This window comes from Caldimonas sp. (assembly GCF_046291045.1).
Lineage (GTDB): Bacteria > Pseudomonadota > Gammaproteobacteria > Burkholderiales > Burkholderiaceae_C > Caldimonas.
This window is the reverse complement of sequence record NZ_JBKBSL010000013.1, coordinates 36,963-59,495: the sequence shown is the minus strand read 5'-3', so window position 1 is coordinate 59,495 and position 22,533 is coordinate 36,963. Positions and strand designations below refer to the sequence as shown.

Sequence of the window (22,533 nt, the reverse complement as noted above, 5' to 3'; positions counted from 1 at the left end):
CAGAAGGGACCACCGTGCAGCCAGCCGCATCGATCTTCAAGGCCTACGACATCCGTGGCATCGTCGGGACCACCCTCGACGAGGCCGTGGCCGAGCACCTGGGCCGCGCCTTCGGGACCGAAGCGCGGGCGATCGGCGAAAGGGCCGTGGCGGTGGGCCGTGACGGGCGGGTGTCGGGTCCGTCGCTGTCGGCCGCGCTGGTCCGGGGCCTGTGCGCTACCGGCGTCGATGTCATCGACCTGGGCGCCGTGACCACGCCGATGAGCTACTACGTGGCTGCCACGCGAGGCGACCAGGGCTGCCATTCCAGCATCCAGGTGACGGGCAGCCACAACCCCAAGGACTACAACGGCTTCAAGATGGTGCTGGCCGGGCGCGCCATCTACGGCGACGAGATCCAGGGCCTGCGCCGCCGGATGGAGGTCGAAGATTACGTGCAAGGCGAGGGCAGCGTGCATCGGCTGGACGTGCTGCCCGAGTACACCCGGCGCATCAGCAGCGACGTGACGCTGGCCCGTCCGATGAAGGTCGTCGTCGATTCCGGCAATGGCATCCCGGGCGCTTCGGCGCCGGGCATCTTGCGCGCCCTGGGCTGCGAGGTGATCGAGCTCTACTCCGAGGTGGACGGCGACTTCCCCAACCACCACCCCGACCCGTCCAAGCCCGAGAACCTGGCCGATCTGATCGCCGCCGTGCGCGAGCACGGGGCCGAACTGGGCCTGGCCTTCGACGGCGACGGTGACCGCCTGGGCGTGGTCACGCGCGACGGCCACAACATCTACCCGGACCGCCAGATGATGCTTTTTGCGCGCGACATCCTGCAGCGCAACCCCGGCGCGACCATCATCTACGACGTCAAGTGCAGCCAGCGCTTGGCTCAGGTGATCCGCGAGGCCGGCGGCGTGCCGTTGATGTGGAAGACGGGCCATTCGCTCGTCAAGGCCAAGCTGCGTGAGACCGGCGCGCCGTTCGCAGGCGAGATGAGCGGGCATGTCTTCTTCAAGGAACGATGGTATGGGTTCGATGACGCCACCTACACGGCCGCGCGGCTGCTGGAGATCCTGAGCCGCTACGAGGATCCCAGTGCCGTGCTCGATGCACTGCCCACCAGCCATAGCACGCCCGAGCTCAATATCGCCTGTGCCGAGGGCGAGCACCATCGCCTGATCGAGCGGCTGCGCCAGACAGCCCGCTTCGAGGGCGCGCGCGAGGTGGTCGACATCGACGGCCTGCGCGCGGAGTATGACGATGGCTTCGGCCTGGTGCGCGCTTCCAACACCACGCCGGTGCTCGTCCTGCGCTTCGAGGGCCATACGCCTGCGGCATTGGCGCGCATCCGCGAGCAGTTCTTGGCCGCGGTGCGTGAAGTGAAACCCGATGCCCGCATCGGCGGGGCAGCGCATTGACCGAACCGGCGGTTCGCCCGTCCGAACGCTGGGCCCGCCAGGCCTATGCGGCGGCGATGTGGTTGCTGCAGCCGCTGTATCTGGCCCGGTTGTGGTGGCGCGGGCGCCATGAGCCGCTCTATCGCCACCGGTTGGCTGAGCGCTTGGGCTGGTATGACGACCCGCCGGCGTCTGCGGGGGCGGTGTGGCTGCATGCGGTCTCCCTGGGCGAGACGCGCGCGGCCGCCGGGCTGGTGCAAGCCCTGAGGGCCTGTCGCCCGGGGCTGCGCTTGCTGCTCACTCATGGCACGGCCACGGGTCGTGAGGCCGGACGGGCTCTGCTGCAGCCGGGCGACCGCCAGGTCTGGCTGCCGTTCGACACGCCTGGCGCTGTGGCGCGTTTCCTGGCCCATCATCGTCCAGCGCTGGGGCTGTTGATGGAGACCGAGGTCTGGCCCAACCTCCAGCACGCCGCCGCCTGCTCGGGCGTGCCGATGGTGCTGGTCAATGCGCGGCTGAGCGAACGCAGCCTGCGGCGAGGCCATCGTCTGGGGGCCCTGATGCGGCCGGCAGCGCGCAGCCTGCAGCTTGCGTTGGCGCAGACCGAGGATGATGCCGCGCGCTTGCGCGAGGCTGGCGTGGCTCGGGTCGAGGTCTGCGGGAATCTGAAGTTCGACATGGCGCCGGAACCCTCGTTGCTGGCCCTCGGGCGCGCCTGGCGTTCGGCCTGGGAGGCGGGTTCACCGCGGCCGGTGGTCCTGGCGGCCAGCACACGCGAGGGCGAGGAGGCGGCCTTGCTACAGGCCTGGCAGGCCCTGCCCTGGCCGCGGCCGCTGCTGCTGCTGGTGCCGCGGCATCCGCAGCGTTTCCGGGAGGTGGCGGCCCTGGTGGAGGCGGCGGGCCTGGGCGTCGTGCGGCGTTCGCAATGGGGCACGGCGATGCCCGAGGCCGGCGCCGGCCGGGCCGATGTCTGCCTGGGTGACAGTCTGGGGGAGATGCCGGCGTACTATGCGGCCGCCGACGTGGCGCTGCTGGGTGGCAGCTTCGAGCCGCTGGGGGGGCAGAATCTGATCGAGGCTGCCGCCTGCGGCTGTCCTCTCGTGATGGGGCCTCACACTTTCAATTTCTCCGAGGCGGCCGAATTGGCGCTGCGGGCGGGAGCGGCCTGCCGGGTCGAGACCCTGGCGCAGGGGGTTCCCCGGGCAGCCGCCCTGGCGATCTCCGGCGCGCAGCGCGACGCGATGGCGGCGCGGGCCAGCCGCTTTGCCGCCGCCCATCGAGGGGCAGCCAGGCGCATGGCCGAGCACATACTCGCCTTGCTGCCCCCGGCCGGGCGGCTCAACGTGCCAGCAGACCGTTGATGGCCCCGAGATCCTCGGCGGAGAGCACGCCGGCGGCCTGGCGCAGCCGCAGGCTGCCCACCAGCACGTCGTAGCGCGCGCGGGCCAGATCTCGCTGGGTCGAGAAGAGCTGGGTCTGGGCGTTGAGCACGTCCAGGTTGACCCGCACGCCGACGCGGTATCCTGTTTGCGTGGCCTCCAGTGCCAGCTTGGAAGAGGCCTCCGCTGCTTCGAGGGCCCGCACTTGAGCCTGCAGCGACTGCACACCGAGATAGGCCTGGCGGGTGCCCAGCGAGACGCTGCGCCGCGCCGCCTCCAGGTCGTTGCGGGACTTCTCTTCCAGAGAGAGCGTCTCTTTCACGCGGTTCTGGACGGCAAAGCCCGCGAACAGCGGCAGGTTGAGCTGCACGCCCACGCTGGCGTTGGTGACGTTACCGGCCGTGCGCTGGGCTTCGTAGAGTGTGCCGCTGTTGCGGTTGCGTGCCAGCGTGCCCATCAGGTCCACCGTGGGAAGATGTCCGGCGCGCGCTTTTTCGGTTTCCAGTCGGGCGATCTCGTAGGCCAGGGCGGCGCGCCGGACGTTGGGGGACTCCAGCGCTCGCGCCACCCAGGCTTCGGGGTCGGCCGGTGCCACCGTGGGCAGGGTCACCGGCGTGGCCAGCGGTTGCGGCGTGACGCCGCTGCGGCCCACGAGCTGGTCCAGCGCAAGCTGGCGGGTGCGCAGCTCGTTCTCGGCCGCCAGTTCCTGGGCGCCGGCCAGGTCGAAGCGGGCCTGGGCTTCGCGGGTGTCGGTGATCGTGGCCGTACCGACCTCGAAGTTGCGTCGCGCCGAGGCCAGCTGTTCGGCGATCGCCGTCTTGTTGGCCCGCGCGGTATTGAGTGCATCCTGGGCCGCCAGCACGTCGAAATAGGCCTGGGCCACCCGCACGATCAGGTCCTGTTCCGCATTGGCCAGCTCGGCGCGCGAGATCTCCAGCGTCTTGTCGGCCTGGTCGATGCTCACCCCGTTGCCGCGGTTGAACAGCGGCTGGCGTGCCTGCAGGGCGAGCTGATGGGCCGTACCCGACAGGTCCGGGCCCTGGGCCGGATCGGTCTCGGTGCGCGTGCTCGACGCTCCCACGCCCACGGTGGGCAGCCGCAAGGCACCGGCCTGCGCGGCGCGGAACTCGGCCGATTCGGCCTGGGCACGGGCCGCCAGGTAGGTGGCGTCGTACTGCCGGGCGGCTTCGTAGACCTCGACCAGGCTCTGGGCGCCGGCCCCCATGGTCCATAGCAGGCCCAAACCGAGCACGAACGGGCGGAGTCGGGACTTGCGGCGAGCCAAGGCCACGGAGGTCGGGCGTTGAGGCATGGGGAAATCCTCGTCGTTGTGAAAGGGGGCGATCAGAAACTGAACCGGGACGGTTCGTCGAAACCTTGCAGGCGCGGGGCCACGGTGTCGAAGACCTCGACGCTGCGGAACTCGCGTTCGCCGGTGCGGGTGACGATGACGGCACGCATCACCGGCTCTTGGCCGACGATGGTGGCGAGCCGTCCGCCAATCTTGAGCTGTGAGAGCAGTTGCTGCGGCACCTGGGCCACCGAGCCCGAGGCCAGGATGGCGTCGAACGGCCCTTCAGCCAGCGTGACCTTGGAGCCGTCGGCGTGGCGTACCTCGGCGTTGTGGATGGCGGCGCGGCGCAGGTTGTCGGCCGCCATGCGGGCCAGTTCGGGATGGATCTCCAGCGTCAGGACGCGCAGGGCCTTGTGAGCCAGCAAGGCGGCCATGTGGCCCGAGCCGGCGCCGATCTCCAGCACCTTTTCATGCTTGCCGATCGCCAGCTCCTGCAGCAGACGGGCCTCGACCTTGGGCTGCAGCATGCACATGCCTCGGGCACCCCCCTCCAGGAGCGGGATCTCCATATCGACGAAGGCCAGGGACCGGTAAGCCGCAGGCACGAAGTCCTCGCGGCGCACCACCGACAGCAGCGACAGCACCGACGGATCCAGCACCTCCCAGGGGCGGATCTGTTGTTCGATCATGTTGAAGCGGGCTTGCTCGATGTTCATGGACGGGTTCTCGTCGGGACGGTGTGCTAGGGAAGATCCGGATTTTATTTCGGCACTGCAGAGGCGTCTGCGCCGTCAGGCAGGGAGGGCCGGACGAGCTTGCGCCGCAGCCAGGCGGCCAGGTCGTCGAGGTAGCAGTAGATGACCGGCACGACGACCAGCGTCAGCAATGAGGAGGTGACCACGCCGCCGATCACCGCCTGGCCCATTGGAGAGCGCTGCTCGGCGCCTTCGGACAGGGCGAAGGCCAGCGGCACCATGCCGAAGACCATGGCCAGCGTGGTCATCAGGATGGGGCGCAGGCGCACGCGCGCGGCCATCATCAGCGCTTCTTCGCGGGCGAGTCGGCGACCGTCCAGCCCCTCGGCGCCATGGCCTTCGCGGGCTCGATTGGCGAAGTCCACCAGCAAGATGGCGTTCTTGGTCACCAGGCCCATCAGCATGATCACGCCGATGATGGAGAACATGTTCAACGTCGAGCCGAACACGAGCAGCATGAGCACCACGCCGATGAGTGTCAGCGGCAGTGAGGACATCAGCGCGATGGGTTGCACGAAGCTCTTGAACTGCGAGGCCAAGATCATGTAGATGAAGATCACAGCCAGTCCCAGCGCCGACAGCGCATAGGCGAACGATTCCTGCATGTCGCGGGTGGAGCCGCCGAAGCTGATCCGGTAGCCTGCCGGCAGCGACAGGCCCTCGATGGCGCGACGGATGTCGGCCGACACCTCGCCCAGCGAGCGTCCCGACACGTTCGCGGTGATCTCGACCTCGCGGCGCAGGTCGCGCCGGTTGATCTGGCTCGGGCCCACCGAGGGCACGAGATCGGCCACCTGCGACAACCGCACGATGCGGGCGCTGCCGTCGGCGTTCTGACCGACGGCCAGACCCAGGGCCGCCAGATCCTCGGCCTGCTGTCGCGCCTGCGGTGCCAGTCGCACCTTCACGTCGTAGCTTTCACCGTCCTCGGCGCGCCAGTTGCCCACCGTCTGGCCAGCCACCAAGGCCCGCAGGCTGGTGGTGAGAGCCCCCACGCTCAAGCCCAGGTCGGAGGCGGCCTCCCGACGCACCTGCACGTCCACCGTGGGCTTGTTGGGCTTCATGCTGGTGTCCAGGTCCACCAGGCCGGGGATGGCGCGAAGGCGTTCGAGAAGGGCTTGGGTCTGGCGCTGAAGTTCCTGCAGGTCATTGCCTTGCAGCGACAGCGAGATGGGCTTTTGCCCGCCAACGGCGTCGAGCAGCCCCACCTGGGTGACGGTGATGCCGGGCACCGCAGCCAGACGCTCGCGCAGCGGTACCGACATCTGGTCGACGTTGCGCTCGCGCTGATCGCGGTCGACCAGCCTCACGTAGAGGCTGGCCTGGTTCTTGTCAGGGGCCGAGCCAGTGTTGATCGTGGCCACCGTGTAGCGCACTTCGGGGAACTCGCGCAAGATGGCATCGACCTGCCGCACCTTGGCCTCGGTGGCCTCCAGCGAGGAGCCCGTGGGGGTGTAGAAACTCACGTTGGTGTCGCCGAAGTCGGCCTTGGGCACGAACTCGGTGCCCAGCAGCGGCACCAGGGCGAAGCTCGCCACCAGGCTGGCGGCGGCAATGCCCATCGTAGCGGCCTTGTGCTGCAGCGACCAGGCCAGGATGTGCTGGTAGGCCTCGCCCAGCCAGTGGGAGAAGCGGTCCATCGCACCCGTCAGCCGGCCCAGCGTGCGGTCGTACAAACTGCGTCGGGCGCTGGCGTGCGGCATCACCGCCGGGTCGTGCCACACGCTCGAGAGCATCGGGTCGAGCGTGAAGCTCACGAACATCGAGATCATCACGGCCGCGACCATCGTGATGCCGAACTCGTGGAAGAACTTGCCGATGATGCCGCCCATGAAGCCGATGGGCAGAAAGACGGCCACGATGGACAAGGTGGTGGCCAGCACGGCCAGGCCGATCTCGTTGGTGCCGTCCAGCGCCGCCTCGCGCGGGCCCTTGCCCATCTGCATGTGCCGCACGATGTTTTCGCGTACCACGATGGCATCGTCGATCAACAGACCCACGCACAGGCTCAGCGCCATCAGCGTGACCATGTTGATGGAAAAGCCAAAGGCATGCATCACGCCGAAGGTGCCGATCAGTGCGATGGGCAGTGTCAGGCCGGTGATGACGGTGGAGCGCCAGGAATTCAGGAAGAGGAAAACGATGGCCACCGTGAGCACCGCACCCTCGATCAGCGTTTGGCGCACGTTCTTCACCGCCACCCGGATGGGCCGCGAGCCGTCGCTGACCACCTCCAGCGCCATGCCTCGGGGCAGCTCGCCACGCAACTCATCGACCACGCGGTTCAATCCATCGACCACTTCGATGGTGTTTTGCCCCTGGGCCTTGAGCACGGTGAGCGCCAAGGTGCGCTGCCCGTTGTACAGGGCCAGTGTCTCGATCTCCTGAGGGCCGTCGACGATCTCGGCCACCTGGCCCAGGGTCACCGGCACACTGCCGCCGGAGCCGCGCCGTGCAACGATGATCCGGGAGAAGTCCTCGGGGCGCTGGATGCGGGCATTGATCTGGACCACCCGCTCGGACTCGCGCGAGCGCAGGGCGCCGGCGGGCAGGTCGCGGTTCTCGGTGCGCACGGCATTGACGACCTGCTCCACCGTGACCCCCAGCGCCTCCATCGCCTGCGGCCGCAGGTAGACATTGATCTCGCGGCGGACCTCGCCCACCAGCGAGACCGAGCCCACCCCCGGCACGTTCTCCAGACGCTTCTTGAGCGTCTGATCGGCGTAGGTGCTCAGCTCCAGCGCGCTGCGCGAGCCGTCTGGCGAGGTCAGGGCGAGGATGTAGACCGGCCGGCCCGAAGGGTCGAAGCGCAGCACCCGTGGTTCCTCGACCTCGTCGCGCAGGGACGGGCGCAGGATCGACATCTTTTCGCGCACATCGTCGGCGGCACGGCGATCGTCGACGTCGAGGTTGAACTCGATGATGACCACCGAGCGGCTGTCATAGGAGCGCGAGTACAGCTTCTTGATGCCGGCGATCGAGTTGACGGCTTCCTCGACTTTGCGCGTCACCTCGGTCTCGACGATCTCGGGCGAGGCGCCGGGATAGTCGACTTGGACCACCACGATGGGGAACTCGATGTCGGGGAACTGGTCGACCTTGAGCCGCTGGTACGAGAACAGGCCCAACACGACGAAGGCCAGCATGACCATCGTGGCCATCACCGGGTTGCTGATCGAGACGCGGGTGAACCACATGCGGCAGCCGCCTCAGCGTTGCGGGGACGGCGCCACCGAGGTCACCCGTGCGCGCACGCCATCGCGCACCCTGCCCACCGAGCCGGCCAGCACGCGCTCGCCCTCGGCCAGGCCGGAGCGGATCTCCACGACTCGCTGGCCGGCGGCGGACTGCCCCGACTCGCCGAGGATCACCTCGCGCAGCTCGATCCGGTCTTCGCGCAGCACCAGCACATGGGGCCGTGCCTCGTCATGGCGCAGCACCGACTCGGGCACGGCCAGCGTGTGTCGACGCATTTGTTCGATCTGGCCGGTGGCGAACAGGCCCTGCCGCAGGGCGGGATGGGCCTGCACGGCCAGGTAAACCGGGACGGCGCGGGTGCCGGGCTGGGTGCTGGGGTTGATGCGCACCACCGTGGCGTCCAGCGTCTCGTCCAGGCCGTCCACGCGCAAGCGAGCGCGCGCGCCCGGGCTCAGCCCGACGACCTCTTCCGCACGCACCGCCGCTTCCAGCTCCAGGCTCGAGAGGTCGACGATCTCGACGATGCGTGCATCCACGCCCACACGCTCGCCCGGCTGGGCGGCTCGCACCGAGACCTGGCCCGCGATCGGCGCACGCAGCACCGTATCATCCAGCGCCTTGCGCGCCAGATCCACGCCGGCCTGCGCCTGCTGCACGGCGGCACGAGCCGCCGCCGCGTTCGAGATCGAGGTCTCCAGCGCATTGCGCGAGATGAAGCCCTGGTCTACCAGCGCACGGTTGTTCGCCAGCGTGCGTTCGGCGATCTCCCATTGGGCCTGCGCGGACGCGGCCTGTTCCTGCGCTTGCCTCAGGCGGGCGGCATACTCGGTGGGATCGATGCGTCCCAGAACCTGTCCGGCACGCACCGACTCGCCCTCGCGCACCACCAGTTCCTGTAGCTCGCCGGCGACCTTGGCCTTGACCTGGGCGGTGCGCACTGCCTTGAGACCGCCGGAGACGGCAATGCTACGGCCCAGTTCATGGCGTTGCACTTCCACCAGGTCGGACGGGGCCAGCTCCACCAGCGACACCGTCGCCTCGGAGGGGGCCGTCTGCGCGAGCGACTGACGCGCCTTGACCGCGCGGATCACGCCCAGCACCAGGCCGAGCAGCAGCAGGCCCACGATCAGCCAGGGCAGGGCGCGTCGGAGATAGCGGTTCATCGAAAGTGGCCGGGTCAAGGCGATGTCCCGGTGCGGCACAGGCCGTGCAGCATCAGGTCGATATGGTTGAGGATGAAGGCCCGCGGATCTTGTGTGGCGATGTCACCCGAGCAAGCACCGACGGAGTGCTTGTGCAAGCACAGCATGAGCATCGGGAAGATCAGCGCATAGGCCGTGTCCTCCAGCGGCACCGGGCGGAACTCCCCGCGATCGATGCCACGCTGCAGCAGGGCCTTCAGCAGTTGCCGCCCCGGCTCGATCACCTCGGCGGCGTAGAACTGCGCGAACTCCGGGAAGTTGCGCACCTCGGTGATGATGAGCTTGAAGATGCCCGAGGCCTGTGTCTCCCCGACCCGCTCCCACCAGCTCATCGCGAGCACGCGCAGCAACTCGTCGGTCGGGCCGGGGAACTGCGCCGCCAAGTCGCCCCCCTGCGCGATCGTCAGCGACAGGTTGTGGCGGATGACGGCCTTGAGCAGCTCCTCCTTGCTGGGGAAGTAGAGGTAGACGGTGCCTTTGGACACGCCCGCGCGGCTGGCAACGTCTTCCATCTTGCTGGCCGCGAAACCCCGCTCGACGAAGACCTCGAGGGCAGCGTCCAGGAGCTCCTGGGGACGGGCCTCCTTGCGGCGCTTGCGGGCCGGCTCGGCGGGGGGGGCGACCGCAGGGGTGGATGTGAGCATGGCGAAATACTGACTCTTGAGTCAGTAATGTAGCCCCCTGAGCTCGGTGGGTCAAGTCGGCGGCGCCGCGCAGTCTGTCGGTGCGTCCGTCCGACGCCGCTATGATGTCGGCCTGCCCGATCGAGGGTTCAAGGGAAGGAACTGGTCTTGGAGTTCGAGCTGCTGTGGAAAGCCGCCCTGATGGGCCTCGTCGAGGGACTGACGGAGTTCCTGCCCATTTCCTCCACCGGGCACCTCATCCTGACCGGAGCGTTGCTGGGATGGACCGGCGAGAAGATCAAGGTCTTCGAGGTCGCGATCCAGGTCGGTGCGATCCTGGCCGTATGTTCGGTCTATGCCGCCAAGCTGCGCGAGGTGGCCCTGGGCCTGCCCCAAGGCGAGCCGCGCGCGCGCGGGTTCGTCCTGAACATGCTCCTCGGTTTTGCGCCGGCGGCGACGATGGGAGTGCTCTTGGCCGACATCATCAAGGGGGTGCTGTTCAACCCGATCGTGGTGGCCTTGGGCTTCATCGTGGGCGGTGTCGTCATTTTGTGGGCCGAGCGCTGGCAGCGCGATGGCCGGCACGTGCGCATCCACGAGGCCGACGAGGTGGGCTGGCGCGATGCCCTCCAAGTGGGGCTGGTGCAGTGTCTGGCGCTCATCCCCGGCACCAGCCGCTCCGGGGCCACGATCATCGGTGGCATGCTGCTGGGCCTGTCGCGCAAGGCGGCTACGGAGTTCAGCTTCTTCCTCGCCATTCCGATGATCGTGGGGGCTGCCGTGTACGACCTCGCACGTCACCGGCACCTGCTGTCGGTCTCCGACCTGCCTTGGTTCGCGGTGGGACTGGCGGTGTCCTGGCTGTCGGCCTGGTTGTGCGTGCGCTGGCTGCTGCACTTCGTCGCGCGTCACAGCTTCGTGGTCTTCGCGTGGTACCGCATCGCCTTCGGCTTGCTCGTGCTGGGCACCGCCTGGGCCGGCTGGGTGGACTGGCGCGTCTGAGCGGCGGGCGGGGGCGCCGTCAGGTGCGCTTGAACACCAGATCCCACACGCCGTGACCCAGGCGCAGGCCGCGGTGCTCGAACTTGGTCAGCGGGCGATAGTCCGGGCGAGCGGCGTAACCGGCGGCGGTGTTGCGCAGGGCCGGTTCGGCCGACAGAACCTCCAGCATCTGCTCGGCATAGGGTTGCCAGTCGGTGGCGCAATGCACATAGCCGCCAGCGGCCAGCCTCGAGGCCAGCAAGGCCACCAGCGGCGGCTGGATGAGCCGGCGCTTGTGATGGCGTTTCTTGTGCCAGGGGTCGGGGAAGAAGACATGCACACCAGCCAAGCTGGCCGGTGCGATCATGTGCTGCAGCACCTCCACGGCATCGTGCTGGACGATGCGCACATTGCTCAGCCCTTGCTCGCCGATGCGCTTGAGCAGCGCGCCCACGCCGGGCTCGTGCACCTCGCAGCCGAGGAAGTTCGTGCCGGGCAGGGTCTGGGCGATCTGGGCCGTGGCCTCGCCCATGCCGAAGCCGATCTCCAGCACGGTCGGGGCGTCCCGCCCGAACGTGGCGGCCAGGTCTAGCGGTTCGGGCCGGTAGGGCAGAAGAAAACGGGGCGCCCAGGTCGCGAAGGCACGGGCCTGGGCCTCGGTGGTGCGTCCGCCGCGCTTGACATAGCTGCGCACCCCGCGACGCAGGACCGGTGTGGCGTCGTCGGAGGTTCCGGGGGGGCTGGGGGGGCTGGAGGCATTCATCGGGCCGGCATTCTAAGGGCCCGGGCCCGAGGCCTCAGACGAGGCCGGCCCTCGGCTGGGTGCTGAGCTTGAGCTTGCGGTAGATCGACTTGACGTGGTCGTTCACCGAGAACCAGCGGATGCCCATCAGCCCGGCGATCTCCTTGACCGTGAACCCCTTGCTGAGATAGGAGAGCACTTCGTTCTCGCGCGGCGTCAGGCGCTCGCCCTCGGGTACCGGGTGGGGGGTGTCCAGCGGGGTGCGGTCGGAATCCCCGAACTGGGAACTGCTGAAGCCGGTCTCGCGGAAATGCGTGAGCAGCCGCCGCGCGATGGCCGGCGACAGCGGCGGCTGGCCGCGCACGATGCGCTGCAATTCCTCCACCAACACCTCGAAGCGGTCTTCCTTGAGGAGATAGCCATCGGCACCATGCTGCAGGGCGGGGAAGAGGTGTTCGTCGTCCGCATAGAGCGTGGTCACGACCTTGAGGGCCGGGTGCTCGGCGATCTCGCGCAGCAAGTCCAGGCCGCTGCCGTCGGGCAGCTCGAGGTTGAGCAGCACCAGACCGATCTCGGCCCCCTCCTGCGACAGTGCGCGGCGCGCCCCATGCAGGTCGCCCGCCTCGCGGATGTCCAGCGGATCGCTGAAGCTGTCGCGCACCACCCGGGCCAGGAAGCCCCGGGTCATCGGGTTGTCTTCGACGATCAGCACAGGGATGGCCATGGCATACGCAAACAAGGCGGAAGGACGGGCGCCATGGTAGCCCAGGCCGCCGCCGGACCCCACCCTCGGAATGGAGGGTCAGGCCGCGTTGGTCAGCACGAGCTTGCCTCGCACCTGCCGCGACGCCATCAGCTCGAAGGCGCGGAGCAGGTCGGTCATCGGCAACTGGTGCTCGATCACGGGGCGGATCTTGCCCTGCGCGTACCAGGCGGCCAGTTCGGCCAGCGCCCGGGCGTTGCGCTGCGGCTCGCGCCGCGCGAACTCGCCCCAGAACACGCCCACGATGGACGCACCCTTCAGCAACGCCAGGTTCAGCGGCAGCGAAGGGATGCTTCCCTGCGCAAAGCCGATCACGAGATAGCGTCCCCGCCAGCCGATGGAGCGGAAGGCCGGTTCGGCCAGGTCGCCGCCCACCGGGTCATAGACCACGTCGGGCCCTTGGCCCCCCGTCAAGGCTTTAATCTCCTCGCGCAGGTTGGCCGCGCCGTAGTTGATCGTGGCATCGGCGCCGATCTCGCGGCATAGCGCGCATTTCTCGTCCGACGAGGCCGCGGCGATCACGCGTGCACCTGCAGCCTTGGCGATCTGGATCGCTGCCGTGCCCACGCCCCCGGCGGCGCCCAGCACCAGCACTGTCTCTCCAGGCTGCAGGGCGGCACGGTCGATCAGGGCGTGGTGGCTGGTGCCGTAGGTGCACAAGAAGGCGGCAGCATCGGGGAAGCTGAAGCCGCTGGGCAGCGGCAGGATCAGCGAGACCGGCACGGTGGCATGGGTGCCGAAGCCGCCCAGCCCACCAAAGGCCGCCACGGCATCGCCGGGCTTCAGGTGCGTCACGCCCTCCCCCACGGCGTCCACCACACCGGAAAACTCCGACCCCGGCACGAACGGCACAGGCGGCTTCATCTGGTACTTGTTTTGCACGATCAGCAGGTCCGGGAAGTTCAGGCTGGCCGCGCGGATGGCCACCCGCACCTCTCCCTTCTTCGGCTCAGGCGTGGGAACTTCCTTCCAGGTGAGGGCTTGCGGGCCAATGGGGTTGTCACAGATCCAGGCATGCATGTGGTGTCTCCTTGAGGACCGGGGCGCGGACATCATAAGCACGTCGGCATGCCGGCGGCGTCACCGAGGCGACGTGTCCCTACAATCGTCGCCATGCGCATCCTGATTGCCAACGACGACGGCTACCTTGCTCCCGGCCTGCGGGCCCTGGTCGAGGCCTGCCGGGATCTGGGCGAGGTCGACGTGGTCGCGCCCGAGCAGAACGCCAGCGCGACGTCGAACGCCCTGACGATCCACCGCCCGCTGAGCGTGTTCACCTCCTCTGAGGGTTATCACGTGGTCAACGGCACCCCTTCGGACTGCGTGCACGTCGCCCTCACAGGCATCTTGGAACAGCGGCCGGACCTGGTCGTCTCGGGCATCAACAACGGGGCGAACATGGGCGAGGACACGTTGTACTCCGGGACCGTGGCTGCAGCGATGGAGGGCTATCTGTTCGGCATCCCGGCCATCGCGTTCTCGCTGGTCGACAAGGGTTGGCATCACCTGGACACGGCGGCCCGCGTGGCCCGGGAGCTGGTGCAGCAGGCCTTGACGCGTCCGCTGACGCCGGGGCCCTATTTGCTGAGCGTGAACATCCCCAACCGTCCCTACGAAACACTGACGGGTCGCGAGATTTGCCGCCTCGGGCGGCGCCACGCCAGTGCGGGTGTGATCCGTCAGTCCAACCCGCGTGGAGAACCGATCTACTGGATCGGTCCGGCCGGTGATGCGCGCGAGGCCGGGGAAGGCACGGACTTCCACGCCATTGCCCAGGGGAGGGTGTCGATCACGCCGTTGCAGTTCGACCTGACAGACCACGCGGCTGCGCCGGCTTGGCGCCGATGGTTGGCCGAGGGTGTATGAAGCGAGCGCGCCACTTCCCGCTCAGCTTGGAGCGACTGGCCCGTGACAGGGGCTCTGCGCCCCGTGCGGCCGACGGTCTGCTGCGCCCACAAGGGCCCGTGCAGGCCGCGGCGCGGGACCAGCGCCTTCAGGCGACCCCGGCTGGGCTGGGCCTGGACTCCGACCTGGTGCGCCGTCGCATGGTCGAACGCCTTCGGGCCCAGGGCGTGCGCGACGAACACGTGCTGGCGGCCATGCTGCAGGTGCCGCGCCACCGCTTCGTCGATTCGGCCCTGGCCAACCAAGCCTACGAAGACACCAGTCTGCCGATCGGGCTGCAGCAGACCATCTCCAAGCCCTCGGTGGTGGCGCGCATGATCGAGCTGATGTCCGGCGGGCGTCCGCCGCAGAGCTTGGGCCGGGTGCTCGAGATCGGCACCGGCTGCGGCTACCAGGCCGCGGTGCTGAGCCTGGTGGCGCGTCAGGTCGTCTCGGTGGAGCGGCTGCGGCCCCTGCATGACAAGGCCCGTGAACTTCTGGCCCCCATGCGGCGTCACAACCTGCGCCTGGTGTATGGTGACGGGATGCTCGGGCACGCCCCGAACGCCCCCTACGACGGCATCATCGCAGCCGCCGGGGGGGCGCACCTGCCTCAGGCCTGGCTCGACCAGCTGGCCCCGGGCGGACGCCTGGTCGCCCCGATCGTCTCACCGGCAGGCGGCCAGATCCTCGTGCTGATCGAGCATCGTGACGGGCGTTACGTGCGCACTGAGCACGAGGCCGTCCACTTCGTCCCCTTAAAATCAGGCACGACCTGAGCACTCGAAAAGGAAGTCATGAGTTTCCGTCCCGCAGGCCGTTCGTGGAGGTTCCTGAGCGTGTGCGTGGGGGTGGCCTTGCTGCTGTCCGCCTGCGCCTCGCCCCGGCATCGAGCCCCGGTCGAGGAACGCAATCTCACGGGGTCTGTCGGCGCGGTGACCGCCTCCAACGGCAGTCCCGGGCCCGCCGCGCCTGCGGCCCACCCCAACGCCGGCCAGCCGGGCTACTACACCGTCAAGCCCGGCGACACCCTGATTCGCGTGGGCCTGGAGACCGGCCAGAGCTGGCGCGACATCATGCAGTGGAACAACCTCGAGAACCCCAATGTCCTCGAGGTGGGCCAGGTGCTGCGCGTGGTGCCCCCGACGACCGACGCCGCGATCGCTGCCCCCAAGCCGGTCAGCGTTGCGCGGGTCGAGTCGCGTCCGCTGGATGCCCGTGCTCCCGCGGCCGTCGGATCCGCCCCGGCCAACCCGGCGCCGCCGGCCCAGGCGCCAGCCACACCGCCTCAACCGCCCGCTGCAGCGCCGGCGCCGGCGGCACCGGGCCAGGCGCGCGAGGTCGACGACATTCACTGGACTTGGCCGGCCGCCGGCTCGGTCATCGCCGGTTTCGACGAAGCGCGCAACAAGGGCCTGGGCATCGCCGGCAAACCCGGTGATCCGATCTTCGCCGCCGCCGACGGCAAGGTGGTCTATGCCGGCTCGGGCCTTCGCGGCTACGGCAACCTCGTGATCGTCAAGCACAGCAATAGCTACCTCACGGCCTACGCCCATAATCAGGCCCTGCTCGTCAAGGAGGACCAGACCGTGCGGCGCGGCCAGAAGATCGCCGAGATGGGCTCCACCGATGCCGACCGGGTGAAGCTCCACTTCGAGATCCGCAAGGAAGGCAAGCCGGTCGACCCGGCTCGCTATCTGCCACCGCGCTGACGACGCGCGAGCGCTGGCGGAGAGCCTCCATGACCAGGAAGCGTGTCGAAGCCAACGGACATGCCGAGCCTGGGCCGGAGGGCGAGGCCGCGGCGGCCGAGGAGGGGGCTGCGGCGATCCATGAGTGGCCCGACGAGGCCTTGCTGCCAGCCCAAGGCCTCGGTGACCGCGAGTTCGAAGCCGGCGAGTCCGAGGTGGGCAACACCTTGCAGACCTACCTGCGCGAGATCCGTCGCACCCCGCTGCTGACGCCGGAGGAGGAATTCGCCACCGCCACTCGCGCCCGCGAAGGTGACTTCCAGGCTCGCCAGGCGATGATCGAGCACAACCTGCGCCTGGTGGTGAGCATTGCGAAGAATTACTTGGGGCGCGGCCTGCCGATGACGGACCTGATCGAAGAAGGCAATCTCGGACTGATGCATGCCATCGGCAAGTTCGAGCCGAACCGGGGATTTCGCTTCTCCACTTATGCGTCCTGGTGGATTCGCCAAAGCATCGAGCGCGCGATCATGCACCAGGCCCGCCTCGTGCGGTTGCCGGTGCACGTGGTGCGCGACCTCAACCAGGTGCTCAAGGCGCGGCGCCAGATCGAATCCTGTCAGGACCGGCTGGCCGACGGCGACCGCCCCGCCCGGGTGGAGGACATCGCCGCGCTACTGGGCTGGCCTGTGCAGGAAGTTGCTGAACTGCTCAAGTTCGCCGAGACCCCGACCTCGCTCGATGCTCCGCTGGAGCGCGACGCCTCGGAGTCGATGATCGACATGGTCGCCGACGAGCAAGCCACCGATCCGATGGGCCTGGCGCTGCACAACGAAGTCGAGCAATTGCTCGAGACCTGGCTGGAGGATCTCAGCGAGCGGGAACGCGAGGTGCTGGCCGGCCGCTACGGCCTGCACGACCGCGAGCCCGAGACCCTGGAAGTGTTGGCCGAGCGCTTGGGCCTCACACGCGAGCGCATTCGACAGATCCAGCAGGAGGCGCTGGTCAAGCTCAAGCGCCGCATGATCCGCCAGGGTGTAGACCGCGACTCCATCTTTTAACGGCCTGGCCCCGGGTCGCGGCCGCGGGATAATCCGGGCCATGAGTGAAGTCAATGAATGGCTGCGCATCGAGTCGCTTGATCTGGAGGCGCAGGGCGTGGCGCACGATGCGCAAGGCAAGGTGGTGTTCGTCGAAGGCGCCTTGCCCGGGGAGGAGGTGCAGGTCAAGGTCCTGCGCCGCAAGAACCAATGGGAGCAGGCCATCGTCACGGCCTGGCGCCGCCAAAGTTCCCAGCGCGTGACGCCGCGCTGCCCTCATTTCGGCATCTGCGGAGGCTGCAAGATGCAGCACTTCCACGTGGCGGCCCAGGTGGCCGTCAAGCAGCGGGTGCTGGAGGACAACCTGTGGCACCTGGGCAAAGTGCGGCCGCAGCAGGTGCTGCGGCCGATCGAGGGGCCCACCTGGGGCTACCGCTACCGTGCCCGCCTGTCGGTGCGCCATGTACCCAAGAAAGGGGGGGTGCTCGTAGGCTTCCATGAGCGCAAGTCCAGCTACGTGGCCGACATGCGCCAGTGCGAGATTCTTCCGCCGCACGTCAGCGCCCTGCTGATCCCGCTGCGCGAACTGATCGCCGGGATGCATGCCCGCGACCGTCTGCCGCAGATCGAGGTCGCCGTGGGCGATGCGGCCCAGCACACCGTGACCGCGCTGGTGCTGCGCCACCTGGAGTCCCTTGACGAGCATGATCTGTCCCGGCTGCGGGACTTCGCACGCGTGCACGGCGTTCAGTGGTGGCTGCAACCCAAGGGGCCTGACAGTGTCCATCTGCTGGATCCGGCCGACACACCCTTGGCCTACCGGCTGCCCGAGTTCGGTGTGGAGATGCCCTTCCGGCCCACCGACTTCACCCAGGTCAACCACCACATCAACCGCGTGCTCGTGGGCCGGGCGGTGCGCCTGCTGGATGTCCAACCGCATGAGCGGGTCATCGACTGGTTTTGTGGCCTGGGCAATTTCACGCTGCCGCTGGCTCGTCATGCCAGCGAGGTGCTCGGCATCGAAGGCAGCGAAACCCTGGTGCAGCGCTCGCGCGAGAATGCGGCTCACAATGGGCTGGACGGGCGTGTCCGCTTCGAGGCGCGCAACCTGTTCGAACTCGAAGTGGCCGATCTCCTGCGCTACGGGTCGGCACAGAAATGGCTGGTCGACCCGCCGCGCGAAGGCGCGTTTGCGCTGAGCAAGGCCCTGGCCGATTGGCACCAGCGTCCGGAGACGGCGCCCGGCTTCCAGCCTCCCCGGCGCATCGTGTACGTCTCGTGCAACCCCGCGACGCTGTCGCGCGACGCCGGGCTGCTGGTGCATCAAGCCGGCTACCGCTGCACCAGCGCTGGCGTGGTCAACATGTTCCCCCACACCGCCCACGTCGAGAGCCTGGCGGTGTTCGAGAGGGATTGACCGCCCCTAAACGCACAAGCGGGCGCAGGCACCATCTACCGCGCCGCATGAGGGCGGTGGGTGGTGGCTTACTCGCGTTCGCCCCCCAGAACGCCCAGCAGGGCCAGCAGGTTCTGGAACACCATGTAGACGTTGATGTAGATGGACAGCGTGGCCGTCACATAGTTGGTTTCGCCGCCATCGACGATGCGCTTGATGTCATAGAGCAGATAGGCCGAGAACAGCAGCACCGCGATCGACGAGATCGTGAGCATCAGCGCAGGCATCTGCAGCCAGATGTTGGCCACGCTCGCCACGATGAGCAGGACCAGCCCAACCATCAGCCACTTGCCCATGCCCGACAGGTCGCGCTTGATCGTCGTGGCCAGGCTCGCCATGCCGAAGAACACCAGGGCAGTGCCGCCAAAGGCGGTCATGATCAACTGGGCCCCGTTGGACATGCCCAGCACCGCACCGATCAGGCGTGACAGCATCAGGCCCATGAAGAAGGTGAAGCCTAGTAGCAGGGCCACACCTACGCCGGAATTCTTGAACTTCTCGATCGCAAAGAAGAAGCCGAAGGCCACGGCCAGGAAGACCAGCAAGCCGATGAAAGGGCTGCCGGCGAAGAAGCTGAAACCGGTTGCCACGCCGATCCATGCCCCCAGCACCGTGGGGACCATCGACAGCGCAAGCAGCCAATAGGTGTTGCGCAACACGCGGTTGCGCTGTTCGACCAGGACGGTCGAGCCGGTGTAGGCGGCATGCAGGCTTTCGTTCATCGATCAGCTCCTCTGTGCGTCCAGGATGGTCACGTGGCGCCTTGCGGGGTGCGCCCTGCCTTGGGATCGGTCCGGACGATCCGAGTTCCCTGCTGGGAGCGGCCCCGACTCTGGGGTAGGCTCGTGCCTGGGCGGTCGGGGACCGCCGGACCGATTTCCACAAGGACCATCTATGCAAAAGAAGTACCAACTGACGCTCGAGGACGTGAAGAAGATTGCCCAGGCCGCCGAGGCCGAGGCGCTGGCCCACCAGTGGGCGGTGTCGATCGCCATCGTGGACGACGGCGGACACCTGCTGTGGCTGCAGCGCCTGGACGGCGCGGCGCCGATCTCGGCTCACATCGCACCGGCCAAGGCCCACACGGCCGCGCTGGGACGGCGCGAGAGCAAGGTGTACGAGGACATCATCAACCAGGGGCGCACCTCGTTCCTGAGCGCCCCCACCCTGCACGGTCTGCTCGAGGGGGGCGTGCCCATCATGGTGGAAGGGCAGTGCGTCGGGGCTGTGGGGGTGAGCGGCGTGAAGTCCATCGAGGACGCCCAGGTGGCCCGGGCCGGCATCGCCGCCCTCGTGGGCTGACAAGGAGCGTCTGACAGACCAAGCCGGTCATCGCTGAGCCGGCGCATGCCTTGGCCTGGGGGGGACGAAGCCCCTGGCCCCCGGCCAAGGACGGGCTCATCAGCTACTTGGTCAGGATGAGTTTGCCGAACTTGGTGGCACGCAGTTGGTAGAGCGCGCCGTTGTGCTCGATCTGGACCGACTTGCGCCCCTGGAGCAGGCGGCTGCTGGGCAGAGTGATTTCCTGGCCCGCGGCCTCGGGATCCCGGGACGGGGCGGGCACGCGTGCAGGCGAAGAACGAGGCAGGCTCAGGGTCGGTTTCATCTCACAGGCCTTTGCGCTTGTCTGGCGATCCTGTAGGGCGAAGCGGATTGAACGGGCAAGGGCTCAGCACGAGAGAGCCCACCAGGCGGCCGCGGCCACGACGAGAAGGCTGAGCAACCAGTCCATGGGGTGCAGGGCTCACGCCAGGGCCAGGGCGGGCGCCATCGCCGAGGCACCAGCCCCTTGGGCGGGACGAGACTGGGCGGCGAGCAGCACCGAGCGGGCACAGTCGGCGCAGCGGCCGCAGCAGGTGGCCACGCCGAGTTCCATCTGCAGATCCTCAAAGGATCCGCAGCCACGATGTGCCGCGTGCTGGATGTCGCGGTCGGAAACCCGTCGGCACACACAGACGATCATCGCAGTCCTCGGTTTGGTTGGAACGGGTCTCAGTATAAATAAGAATGATTCGCACTACAAGACGATGTTGGCACCAGGGGCTTGAGGTCGCTCGCTGGCGACTTTTCATTTCGTTGCGAATCCAGCGCCCCGGCCCCCCTTCTGGGGGAGGTGATGGTCGCGGCTGTGCCGCGATACTGCGCAGGTGCGATGCGCACCAGGGGGTGTTGCATCCTGACCCGCCAGCCAGTGCCATGTGCTCGTTCCCTCAGCCCACCGACTCGCTCCTCCTTCGTCGATGTTTCCTCGGTCCCGAGGCGCCGGTGGGGCGTCCATGAGGCCTATCGAGGCGGCCTCGGCGCGGCACCGGGCGAATGCGACCTCGGGGGTGTATGGGGCTCGCCTGAGATTTTGGTTTCCCGTGATTCTGTTCGTGCTGGTCATCGTGGCCTATTTCTGGCGGCGCGGCGCGGACTGGCGCTGGCACGAGCTGGCCTGGGCCGTGGCAGCATTGGCCCAGGCGGCCATCCGCTGGCCGCACGTACAGGTCAACCGGGCCAACCAGGTGCGGATACAGCGGGTGGACCGGCGCGAGCAGTGGCTGATGTTCCTCGTGTTCCTCGGGCTGCTGTGTTTGCCGATGTTGGCGTTGGCCACGCCGTGGTTCGATGCGCTGAACTATGGGTTGCCGGCCTGGGCGCCGTGGGTAGGTGCGGTCATGATGGGGGCCTCGCTGCTCTATTTCCGTCGGGCGCACGCTGACCTGGGCCGGCATTGGTCGCCCTCGCTGGAAGTGCACCAGGAGCACCGGCTGGTCACGCAAGGGGTGTACGCCCGAGTGCGCCACCCCATGTATGCCTCGATCTGGCTGTTCGCCCTGGCCCAGCCCCTGCTCGTGCACAACTGGCTGGCCGGGGCTTTCGGGGTGGCGGCCTTCGCCGCGCTGTACCTGCTGCGCGTGGGCCGAGAGGAGGCGCTGATGCTCGAGGCCTTCGGCGACGAGTACCGCACTTACATGTCACGCACCGGCCGGCTGTGGCCTGTGCGGCGCCGCCGTCCGTGATTCAGGACGTTTCGCCCATCTGGGACTGCAGGTAGTTCTGCAGTCCCACCTTGTCGACCAGCTCGATCTGGGTTTCGAGGAAGTCGATGTGTTCCTCGGTGTCGTCCAGAATGTCCTGTAACAGATCGCGCGAGACATAGTCGCGCACTGTCTCGCAGTGAGCGATGGCGTCCTTGATCGTGCCTTGCGCAGCCTGTTCGAGCTTCAGATCGCAGTGCAAGATCTCCACGACGTCCTCCCCCACGAGCAGCTTGCCCAGGTCCTGAAGGTTGGGCAGACCGTCGAGCATGAGAATGCGGTCCATCAAGCGATCGGCGTGCTTCATCTCACCGATCGATTCCTCGTATTCCTTCTTGGCCAGCCTGTCCAGGCCCCAGTGCTTGAGCACGCGGTAGTGCAGGAAGTACTGGTTGATGGCCGTCAGCTCGTTCTTGAGCTGCGCATTGAGGAACTCGATGACTTTGGCATCACCTTTCATGGGGGGGCACTCCTGTTGTTGTGGATCGTGGGTCCAATGCGAAGCGGATCCTCCCATTGTGAAGCCATCGCGGGGGCGTCCCAAATCCTGCGCGATGCCCCTCATCTCGCATTCGAGCTGCTTGTGCGTGCCACAAGCGTTCGCATTCTCATCCAGAGGCCGGGGTTTGATTTGCAAACGAGAATCGTTCGCATTAATATGCGAGCATTACCTCACCGGAGACCGCATGAAGCCCGATGCCCCGAGCATTCTGCCCGTACAGGACGAGGAGCACGAGCTGCCCTGCGCCGAAGGGCTGCTGGCCGCCAGCCTGGCCTTGATGACCGGCTACGCCGATCCGGCGGCCTGTCCGGAACACCGGCCGTTGCTGGCGCGCAAGATCAGCGACAACCTGGCGGCATTGTGCGAGCACCCCTTGCTCAACCCGAATTTCAAAGCGGTGCTGTGGGGCTTGTGCCAGCGCTGGCAGGGGCGCTGCGAGGCCGATGCGCGGCGCGGGGCAGGGCCGGTGACCCAGGCCGCTGGCGAGCGACGGCTGCCCTGGATGAAGGCGCCGTCCACCCTGCAATAGCAACGCCCCCGGGGCGGTGTGGGAGAGGGGCGGGCAGGCTATAATCGACAGGTTTACCTGCAACCACCCCCCGCCCTCGCGAAACC

23 protein-coding genes are annotated in these 22,533 nt (G+C 67.9%); 11 read left to right on the top strand and 12 right to left on the bottom strand.

Annotated elements, in window-relative coordinates; genetic code table 11:
• Positions 1-14: 14 nt before the first annotated feature.
• Entirely contained in the window at positions 15-1,406 is a 1,392-nt protein-coding gene (locus ACK4ZD_RS06760; RefSeq protein WP_409659899.1) for a phosphomannomutase/phosphoglucomutase, read from the top strand.
• A 56-nt stretch (positions 1,407-1,462) separates the two neighbouring features.
• Positions 1,463-2,746 carry a 3-deoxy-D-manno-octulosonic acid transferase gene (locus tag ACK4ZD_RS06755; protein ID WP_409659932.1) on the top strand — a complete coding sequence of 428 codons (1,284 nt, stop codon included), beginning with the start codon at positions 1,463-1,465 and terminating at the stop codon, positions 2,744-2,746.
• Here ACK4ZD_RS06755 and ACK4ZD_RS06750 read toward each other — a convergent pair.
• From ACK4ZD_RS06750 to ACK4ZD_RS06730, 5 genes are read right to left on the bottom strand one after another with little or no spacing between them, the layout of a single operon-like run.
• The gene (locus tag ACK4ZD_RS06750) at positions 2,724-4,076 is read right to left on the bottom strand and encodes a TolC family outer membrane protein (RefSeq protein ID WP_409659898.1); all 1,353 of its coding nucleotides are present in this window, start codon (positions 4,074-4,076) and stop codon (positions 2,724-2,726) included. The two genes, ACK4ZD_RS06755 and ACK4ZD_RS06750, sit on opposite strands and share 23 nt — an antisense overlap.
• A 32-nt stretch (positions 4,077-4,108) precedes the next feature.
• The gene (locus ACK4ZD_RS06745) at positions 4,109-4,774 is read right to left on the bottom strand and encodes a protein-L-isoaspartate O-methyltransferase family protein (RefSeq protein ID WP_409659896.1); all 666 of its coding nucleotides are present in this window, start codon (positions 4,772-4,774) and stop codon (positions 4,109-4,111) included.
• Positions 4,775-4,818: 44 nt separating this feature from the next.
• Positions 4,819-8,010 carry an efflux RND transporter permease subunit gene (locus ACK4ZD_RS06740; RefSeq protein WP_409659894.1) on the bottom strand — a complete coding sequence of 1,064 codons (3,192 nt, stop codon included), beginning with the start codon at positions 8,008-8,010 and terminating at the stop codon, positions 4,819-4,821.
• Between the two features lie 12 nt (positions 8,011-8,022).
• Complete coding sequence (locus ACK4ZD_RS06735; protein WP_409659892.1) at positions 8,023-9,174, bottom strand: efflux RND transporter periplasmic adaptor subunit; 1,152 nt, start codon at positions 9,172-9,174, stop codon at positions 8,023-8,025.
• A 14-nt stretch (positions 9,175-9,188) separates the two neighbouring features.
• Positions 9,189-9,857, bottom strand: a complete 669-nt coding sequence (locus ACK4ZD_RS06730) for a TetR/AcrR family transcriptional regulator (protein WP_409659890.1) — start codon at positions 9,855-9,857, stop codon at positions 9,189-9,191.
• A gap of 147 nt (positions 9,858-10,004) precedes the next feature.
• Here ACK4ZD_RS06730 and ACK4ZD_RS06725 point away from each other — a divergent pair, with 147 nt between their 5' ends.
• Positions 10,005-10,838: an undecaprenyl-diphosphate phosphatase gene (locus tag ACK4ZD_RS06725; RefSeq protein ID WP_409659888.1), complete on the top strand. Its 834-nt coding sequence runs from the start codon at positions 10,005-10,007 to the stop codon at positions 10,836-10,838.
• A 19-nt stretch (positions 10,839-10,857) separates the two neighbouring features.
• On the opposite strand, the gene trmB is transcribed toward ACK4ZD_RS06725, so the two are convergent.
• From trmB to ACK4ZD_RS06710, 3 genes are all read right to left on the bottom strand, one after another.
• The gene (gene trmB, locus ACK4ZD_RS06720) at positions 10,858-11,580 is read right to left on the bottom strand and encodes a tRNA (guanosine(46)-N7)-methyltransferase TrmB (protein WP_409659887.1); all 723 of its coding nucleotides are present in this window, start codon (positions 11,578-11,580) and stop codon (positions 10,858-10,860) included.
• 34 nt (positions 11,581-11,614) lie between these two features.
• A complete protein-coding gene (locus ACK4ZD_RS06715) occupies positions 11,615-12,283 on the bottom strand; it encodes a response regulator (protein ID WP_409659885.1) in 669 nt (222 codons plus the stop codon).
• Between the two features lie 78 nt (positions 12,284-12,361).
• The gene (locus tag ACK4ZD_RS06710) at positions 12,362-13,342 is read right to left on the bottom strand and encodes an NADPH:quinone oxidoreductase family protein (protein WP_409659883.1); all 981 of its coding nucleotides are present in this window, start codon (positions 13,340-13,342) and stop codon (positions 12,362-12,364) included.
• A 93-nt stretch (positions 13,343-13,435) separates the two neighbouring features.
• Here ACK4ZD_RS06710 and surE point away from each other — a divergent pair, with 93 nt between their 5' ends.
• Genes surE through rlmD form a run of 5 tightly spaced genes read left to right on the top strand, consistent with a single transcriptional unit; the run spans position 13,436 to position 18,354 of the window.
• Positions 13,436-14,188, top strand: coding sequence for a 5'/3'-nucleotidase SurE (gene surE, locus ACK4ZD_RS06705; protein ID WP_409659881.1), 753 nt, complete (start codon positions 13,436-13,438; stop codon positions 14,186-14,188).
• On the top strand, positions 14,185-14,985 hold the full coding sequence (locus ACK4ZD_RS06700) for a protein-L-isoaspartate(D-aspartate) O-methyltransferase (protein ID WP_409659879.1): 801 nt from the start codon (positions 14,185-14,187) through the stop codon (positions 14,983-14,985). The genes surE and ACK4ZD_RS06700 overlap by 4 nt, the downstream gene beginning before the upstream one ends.
• Positions 14,986-15,003: 18 nt before the next feature.
• Positions 15,004-15,918, top strand: coding sequence for a peptidoglycan DD-metalloendopeptidase family protein (locus tag ACK4ZD_RS06695; protein WP_409659877.1), 915 nt, complete (start codon positions 15,004-15,006; stop codon positions 15,916-15,918).
• 29 nt (positions 15,919-15,947) lie between these two features.
• The gene (rpoS, locus tag ACK4ZD_RS06690) at positions 15,948-16,958 is read left to right on the top strand and encodes an RNA polymerase sigma factor RpoS (protein WP_409659875.1); all 1,011 of its coding nucleotides are present in this window, start codon (positions 15,948-15,950) and stop codon (positions 16,956-16,958) included.
• 40 nt (positions 16,959-16,998) lie between these two features.
• Positions 16,999-18,354 (top strand): 23S rRNA (uracil(1939)-C(5))-methyltransferase RlmD, encoded by a 1,356-nt coding sequence (gene rlmD / locus ACK4ZD_RS06685; protein ID WP_409659873.1) that lies wholly within the window; start codon positions 16,999-17,001, stop codon positions 18,352-18,354.
• A gap of 68 nt (positions 18,355-18,422) precedes the next feature.
• Here the strand turns inward: rlmD and ACK4ZD_RS06680 are convergent, their stop codons facing one another.
• Complete coding sequence (locus tag ACK4ZD_RS06680) at positions 18,423-19,115, bottom strand: Bax inhibitor-1/YccA family protein (protein WP_409659871.1); 693 nt, start codon at positions 19,113-19,115, stop codon at positions 18,423-18,425.
• Between the two features lie 172 nt (positions 19,116-19,287).
• Between ACK4ZD_RS06680 and ACK4ZD_RS06675 the strand changes: the two genes are divergently transcribed.
• Positions 19,288-19,695: a GlcG/HbpS family heme-binding protein gene (locus ACK4ZD_RS06675; protein WP_409659869.1), complete on the top strand. Its 408-nt coding sequence runs from the start codon at positions 19,288-19,290 to the stop codon at positions 19,693-19,695.
• Between the two features lie 103 nt (positions 19,696-19,798).
• Here ACK4ZD_RS06675 and hemP read toward each other — a convergent pair whose 3' ends face one another.
• Positions 19,799-19,999 (bottom strand): hemin uptake protein HemP, encoded by a 201-nt coding sequence (hemP, locus tag ACK4ZD_RS06670; protein ID WP_409659867.1) that lies wholly within the window; start codon positions 19,997-19,999, stop codon positions 19,799-19,801.
• 138 nt (positions 20,000-20,137) lie between these two features.
• Positions 20,138-20,356 (bottom strand): bacterioferritin-associated ferredoxin, encoded by a 219-nt coding sequence (locus ACK4ZD_RS06665; RefSeq protein ID WP_409659865.1) that lies wholly within the window; start codon positions 20,354-20,356, stop codon positions 20,138-20,140.
• Between the two features lie 400 nt (positions 20,357-20,756).
• Here ACK4ZD_RS06665 and ACK4ZD_RS06660 point away from each other — a divergent pair, with 400 nt between their 5' ends.
• Entirely contained in the window at positions 20,757-21,398 is a 642-nt protein-coding gene (locus ACK4ZD_RS06660; protein ID WP_409659863.1) for a protein-S-isoprenylcysteine O-methyltransferase, read from the top strand.
• 1 nt (position 21,399) lies between these two features.
• Here the strand turns inward: ACK4ZD_RS06660 and bfr are convergent, their stop codons facing one another.
• Positions 21,400-21,876 carry a bacterioferritin gene (gene bfr, locus ACK4ZD_RS06655; protein WP_409659861.1) on the bottom strand — a complete coding sequence of 159 codons (477 nt, stop codon included), beginning with the start codon at positions 21,874-21,876 and terminating at the stop codon, positions 21,400-21,402.
• 226 nt (positions 21,877-22,102) lie between these two features.
• On the opposite strand from bfr, the gene ACK4ZD_RS06650 reads away from it, so the two are divergent.
• A complete protein-coding gene (locus ACK4ZD_RS06650) occupies positions 22,103-22,447 on the top strand; it encodes a hypothetical protein (protein ID WP_409659859.1) in 345 nt (114 codons plus the stop codon).
• The last annotated feature ends 86 nt before the right edge of the window (positions 22,448-22,533 follow it).

Coding starts and splice junctions, on each gene's coding strand:
- surE (WP_409659881.1), top strand. CDS start 13,436: ATGCGCATCCTGATTGCCAACGACGACGGCTACCTTGCTCCCGGCCTG.
- trmB (WP_409659887.1), bottom strand. CDS start 11,580: ATGAATGCCTCCAGCCCCCCCAGCCCCCCCGGAACCTCCGACGACGCC.
- ACK4ZD_RS06680 (WP_409659871.1), bottom strand. CDS start 19,115: ATGAACGAAAGCCTGCATGCCGCCTACACCGGCTCGACCGTCCTGGTC.
- ACK4ZD_RS06700 (WP_409659879.1), top strand. CDS start 14,185: ATGAAGCGAGCGCGCCACTTCCCGCTCAGCTTGGAGCGACTGGCCCGT.
- ACK4ZD_RS06715 (WP_409659885.1), bottom strand. CDS start 12,283: ATGGCCATCCCTGTGCTGATCGTCGAAGACAACCCGATGACCCGGGGC.
- ACK4ZD_RS06710 (WP_409659883.1), bottom strand. CDS start 13,342: ATGCATGCCTGGATCTGTGACAACCCCATTGGCCCGCAAGCCCTCACC.
- ACK4ZD_RS06665 (WP_409659865.1), bottom strand. CDS start 20,356: ATGATCGTCTGTGTGTGCCGACGGGTTTCCGACCGCGACATCCAGCAC.
- hemP (WP_409659867.1), bottom strand. CDS start 19,999: ATGAAACCGACCCTGAGCCTGCCTCGTTCTTCGCCTGCACGCGTGCCC.
- ACK4ZD_RS06745 (WP_409659896.1), bottom strand. CDS start 4,774: ATGAACATCGAGCAAGCCCGCTTCAACATGATCGAACAACAGATCCGC.
- bfr (WP_409659861.1), bottom strand. CDS start 21,876: ATGAAAGGTGATGCCAAAGTCATCGAGTTCCTCAATGCGCAGCTCAAG.
- rlmD (WP_409659873.1), top strand. CDS start 16,999: ATGAGTGAAGTCAATGAATGGCTGCGCATCGAGTCGCTTGATCTGGAG.
- ACK4ZD_RS06740 (WP_409659894.1), bottom strand. CDS start 8,010: ATGTGGTTCACCCGCGTCTCGATCAGCAACCCGGTGATGGCCACGATG.
- ACK4ZD_RS06650 (WP_409659859.1), top strand. CDS start 22,103: ATGAAGCCCGATGCCCCGAGCATTCTGCCCGTACAGGACGAGGAGCAC.
- ACK4ZD_RS06750 (WP_409659898.1), bottom strand. CDS start 4,076: ATGCCTCAACGCCCGACCTCCGTGGCCTTGGCTCGCCGCAAGTCCCGA.
- ACK4ZD_RS06755 (WP_409659932.1), top strand. CDS start 1,463: ATGTGGTTGCTGCAGCCGCTGTATCTGGCCCGGTTGTGGTGGCGCGGG.
- ACK4ZD_RS06730 (WP_409659890.1), bottom strand. CDS start 9,857: ATGCTCACATCCACCCCTGCGGTCGCCCCCCCCGCCGAGCCGGCCCGC.
- ACK4ZD_RS06735 (WP_409659892.1), bottom strand. CDS start 9,174: ATGAACCGCTATCTCCGACGCGCCCTGCCCTGGCTGATCGTGGGCCTG.
- ACK4ZD_RS06675 (WP_409659869.1), top strand. CDS start 19,288: ATGCAAAAGAAGTACCAACTGACGCTCGAGGACGTGAAGAAGATTGCC.
- rpoS (WP_409659875.1), top strand. CDS start 15,948: ATGACCAGGAAGCGTGTCGAAGCCAACGGACATGCCGAGCCTGGGCCG.
- ACK4ZD_RS06695 (WP_409659877.1), top strand. CDS start 15,004: ATGAGTTTCCGTCCCGCAGGCCGTTCGTGGAGGTTCCTGAGCGTGTGC.